The sequence below is a fragment of the Parabacteroides sp. D25 genome (assembly GCF_000307475.1).
Taxonomy (GTDB): Bacteria; Bacteroidota; Bacteroidia; order Bacteroidales; family Tannerellaceae; genus Parabacteroides; species Parabacteroides distasonis.
In genome coordinates this window covers 1-3492 of sequence record NZ_JH976517.1, presented here as the reverse complement: position 1 = coordinate 3492, position 3492 = coordinate 1, and the positions used below count along the sequence as shown (strand labels likewise).

The following is a 3492-nucleotide window of genomic DNA, read 5'->3' as shown; positions in this document are numbered from 1 at the left end:
CTGTTGCCGGACCAATCCGCGTAAAATATTGAGATAATTTAATCATCATATAACAGTTATGTCAATACTTCACTAAAAAATTACCGAAGTATTGTAATGACACACCCGAACATATTGAAATGTTCTATCAGTTCCATAAACAAGGCTTCTGTTCTTTATTCCTAGATACAGGTGATAAATAACAGATAAGAAACAGATTATAACAAGCCTCCGGCGGGGTTTTCGCTGGGGGATTTTGACCTTTGCACATATAAAAAGCAAAAAGAAAGCGATATCGGAGCGTATACCATAAAACAGACCACCGACTATTACAAAACGATATTACGTGCCTAACTGATCGGGGCAGTTCCTCCACCATGCGGACAAATCCCGGTAACAAAATGACAAAACGGACACTCACCAAAGAACAACATTTTTTTCTTTTTTCCTAAACACCTTCCAGCGAAGCACAGTGTATTTGTCAAGGGCGAAGGGTAAAAAATCTCCTGTGCTCGCTTCGCTCGTGCGGTATTTTTTACCCGGAGAGTGAAACGTCCCTTTACAAATGCGGCGTGCGGAGTTACCTTTGTGCCGGAAAATAGAAAAATCACATGCCCATTCCGAAACCTCTGCTCCTTTTTGGCTTCTTCAGGAGTTCCAGATCTTCCTCCTGCTGCTTCTTTTTGGGAATAGGCTGCTCGATGTCCGGCGTTTTCTCCACCTGTTGATTTTTCGACTTCTCCGGCTCCTGCCGGGATTGAAGCTCTGCTTTGAGTTTGTCCCATTTCTCCTTTCTGATGCGTTCCGCACGTTCCACCTGCCGGGCTATTTCCGCCGGACTTCCGTTCTTGACGGCATTAAGATAGTCGAAGCTTTCCTCCGGCTCCCGGTCAAACCCCATGCGCCGATCAAAAGAGCTTTCACACTTCCGGAAAAAATCCGTCCGGTCAAAACCTCCCTTCACGTTGCCGCAGTTCTTCTTCCCGGTGTGGTTCGTTTTAGGGCTTAACTTCCTGGTGTTGCTCCGGTCTTTCCGGCTGACGATGATATGTGCGTGCATATCGCTGTCACTTTCACCGTCCCGGTTGAAATGGATCTTTGCATAATATTCCACATCATCGCTTTTCAAGCCTTTTCCGAAGCCCTCCGCATAGTTTCTCATCACATCCTGCCGTATGTACCGCCGTAAGGCTTCCGCACACTCCTGCGGAGTTCTGCCCATGCAGCGCAGCTCCTTCTCTGAAGGGCTGACAGTGATAACATAGAACTTTGCGTCAGTCCGGCTTAACTTAGCCTTGTTGTTGTCTATCTTGAATGTGACCTCCCTTGCGCTCACGTAGTCCCGGAACTGGTTGAAGAACGGCTGCACCTCCTCCCCTTTCTTCATCCTCTCCAAATCCTCATGCTGGAGATAGTTCGTCACCGCAACACAACTGCCTGTATTGGCATATGTGCCGTTACCGCTTCCCTGTATCTTCACGTTCATATCTTTTCCCTTTTGTTCTTCTCGTTCTTGTACAAGGCTTTTATATCATCGAAAAGCCCGGCTTTTCCTTTCGCATCGATATAGCTTGCGATATAGGAGAAGATCTTCTCCTGCCTTTGCGTCACAGCGTCCAGCCTTGCATAAATGGCTTGTTGGTTCTTCAGAAGCATATCCCTCGACTGACCGACTGCCTTTTCCGCCCGGTCCAAAGCCTGCTCCCTTATCCCGGCAAGGCTTGCAAGGTCACGCATGAATAGGTCATTGTCTTTTTGGTATTGGCTGAACTTTTTTTCCGTAAGTATCGAGTCCATGCTCATGGTCACCCTCATACTTGTACTGCCCATGGCTTCACAAGCCGGACGCAAGAAATCCTGCTCCTGCTTCCGGATGAACGCTATCACCTGATCACAGCGTTTGATAAGTTTCTGCATTTCCTTTGCCGGACTCTCATGCTCAACCGGGTTGATGCCGTACTTCTCGAAGTACTCCAGCGCACAGGAAAGGAACTCTTTCTTTGATACATTATTGGACTTTGCCAGCCTATCAAGCCGGGCAAACGTTTTTCGGTCAATGGTGACAGAAGTGGTGGTTTCCTTATCCATACAATTGCGGTTTTAATTGCTGTTTATATTATTAAATCTCTGATTTCCAAAGGTATGATTTTAACCACAATTTCAAACTAATTGCGGTTAAAAAACTTAAACGGCTGATATTCAGCCGTAACCCCGTAGGGCAAGAGGAAAAACAGGGTAAAGCCCGGTTTCCTCTTGCTATTCTTTCGACTGCCGAGCAATCGACGAACACCCTCCCCTGCGGTACGGCGAAAGCTCGTACAAGGGGGACGGGGAGAAGTCGGAGCGAGGCACAAAGAAAGAACCTATTCCACAAACAAAAAAACACATCAAAACGGCACAACAGGCTGCATAAAATATCAATATTTTGTTTCGCTATATGGAAACAAAATATTATCTTTGCAACACTAAAAAACTTTATATGGAAGCAAAATCAAGATTCAAGGTCAAATTATCCAACGAAGCCCAAGAGTTTTTAGACGGATTGCCCAACAAGGTACGTGAGAAGATCATTAGCAATATTCGTAAATCCACCTTTGTACTTGATCCAGATTTATTCAAGAAATTGGATGATACGGATATTTGGGAATTCAGAACGTTCTATAACAAAACCAAGTACAGGCTTCTTGCTTTTTGGGATAAGGACGATAAGATAAACACTCTGGTAATCGCAACACATGGGTTTATCAAGAAAACCCAAAAGACACCTCCCAAAGAAATAGCCAAAGCCGAAGAGATTAGAAAAGATTATTTTAATTCAAAAAGATAAAGCGTATGGAAGCAAAGAAATTTTATACACTCGAAGAAATCGAGGATAAATACATCGGAGAAAAAGGTACTCCCAAACGTGATGCCTACGAAGAAGAACTTAACTCTTTTTTGATAGGTGAAGCCATTAAACAAGCTCGCCAATCAAAGAACTTAACCCAAGAGGAATTAGGTAATCTGATAGGAGTGCAACGGGCTCAAATCTCCCGAATTGAAAACGGTAAGAATTTAACCTTTTCCACCATTGCAAGAGTTTTTAAGGCTATGGGGATAAGTGCTAAACTTGAAATCGGAAGCATGGGTAAAGTTGCGTTATGGTAACTAACTATACAACAAAAAGTTACATTAAATCCGGGATGCGTTTTCGCTCCCGGAAACTTCTTGTTTTATACATTAAAAGTCATATTTATACAAAATTTAACACGCCAAAAAATCTTCCTAATCCGTTGCACTTGGCTTTACTTGTTTCCACTCTCTCCCATTCTCCGGAAATTCGTCGTATCAAAAAACACGCTGAAAAGTGGAGCGAAGCGACCTCTATAAACCAAAAAAGAAACACTCCATTGCTTTACGGTAATTTTTAGTTTCTTTTTAGTTACTTTTACGGCATAGCATAACACATTGTGCTGTAATATCTTACAAAGGTCATCTACGACAAATTTCCGAGCATCTACGACAAATTTCCGA

5 protein-coding genes are annotated in these 3492 nt (G+C 43.5%); 2 read left to right on the top strand and 3 right to left on the bottom strand.

Annotation, left to right across the window (positions count from 1 at the left end):
* Nucleotides 1-586: 586 nt before the first annotated feature.
* Both btgB and btgA read right to left on the bottom strand, forming a co-directional pair.
* The gene (btgB, locus tag HMPREF0999_RS21535; protein ID WP_008669303.1) at nucleotides 587-1465 is read right to left on the bottom strand and encodes a mobilization protein BtgB; all 879 of its coding nucleotides are present in this window, start codon (nucleotides 1463-1465) and stop codon (nucleotides 587-589) included.
* On the bottom strand, nucleotides 1462-2067 hold the full coding sequence (gene btgA, locus HMPREF0999_RS21530; protein WP_008669301.1) for a mobilization protein BtgA: 606 nt from the start codon (nucleotides 2065-2067) through the stop codon (nucleotides 1462-1464). The genes btgB and btgA overlap by 4 nt, the downstream gene beginning before the upstream one ends.
* A 391-nt stretch (nucleotides 2068-2458) precedes the next feature.
* Here btgA and HMPREF0999_RS21525 point away from each other — a divergent pair, with 391 nt between their 5' ends.
* Both HMPREF0999_RS21525 and HMPREF0999_RS21520 read left to right on the top strand, forming a co-directional pair.
* Nucleotides 2459-2806 (top strand): type II toxin-antitoxin system RelE/ParE family toxin, encoded by a 348-nt coding sequence (locus tag HMPREF0999_RS21525; protein WP_008669299.1) that lies wholly within the window; start codon nucleotides 2459-2461, stop codon nucleotides 2804-2806.
* A gap of 5 nt (nucleotides 2807-2811) precedes the next feature.
* Nucleotides 2812-3126: a helix-turn-helix domain-containing protein gene (locus tag HMPREF0999_RS21520; protein ID WP_007851388.1), complete on the top strand. Its 315-nt coding sequence runs from the start codon at nucleotides 2812-2814 to the stop codon at nucleotides 3124-3126.
* Between the two features lie 137 nt (nucleotides 3127-3263).
* Here the strand turns inward: HMPREF0999_RS21520 and HMPREF0999_RS23085 are convergent.
* Nucleotides 3264-3492: hypothetical protein (locus tag HMPREF0999_RS23085; RefSeq protein WP_009276909.1), on the bottom strand; the 229-nt coding region annotated here is incomplete at its 5' end.

What these genes read in the sequence shown, in the direction of transcription:
- btgB (WP_008669303.1), bottom strand. Translation starts at nt 1,465, where the DNA reads ATGAACGTGAAGATACAGGGAAGCGGTAACGGCACATATGCCAATACA.
- btgA (WP_008669301.1), bottom strand. Translation starts at nt 2,067, where the DNA reads ATGGATAAGGAAACCACCACTTCTGTCACCATTGACCGAAAAACGTTT.
- HMPREF0999_RS21525 (WP_008669299.1), top strand. Translation starts at nt 2,459, where the DNA reads ATGGAAGCAAAATCAAGATTCAAGGTCAAATTATCCAACGAAGCCCAA.
- HMPREF0999_RS21520 (WP_007851388.1), top strand. Translation starts at nt 2,812, where the DNA reads ATGGAAGCAAAGAAATTTTATACACTCGAAGAAATCGAGGATAAATAC.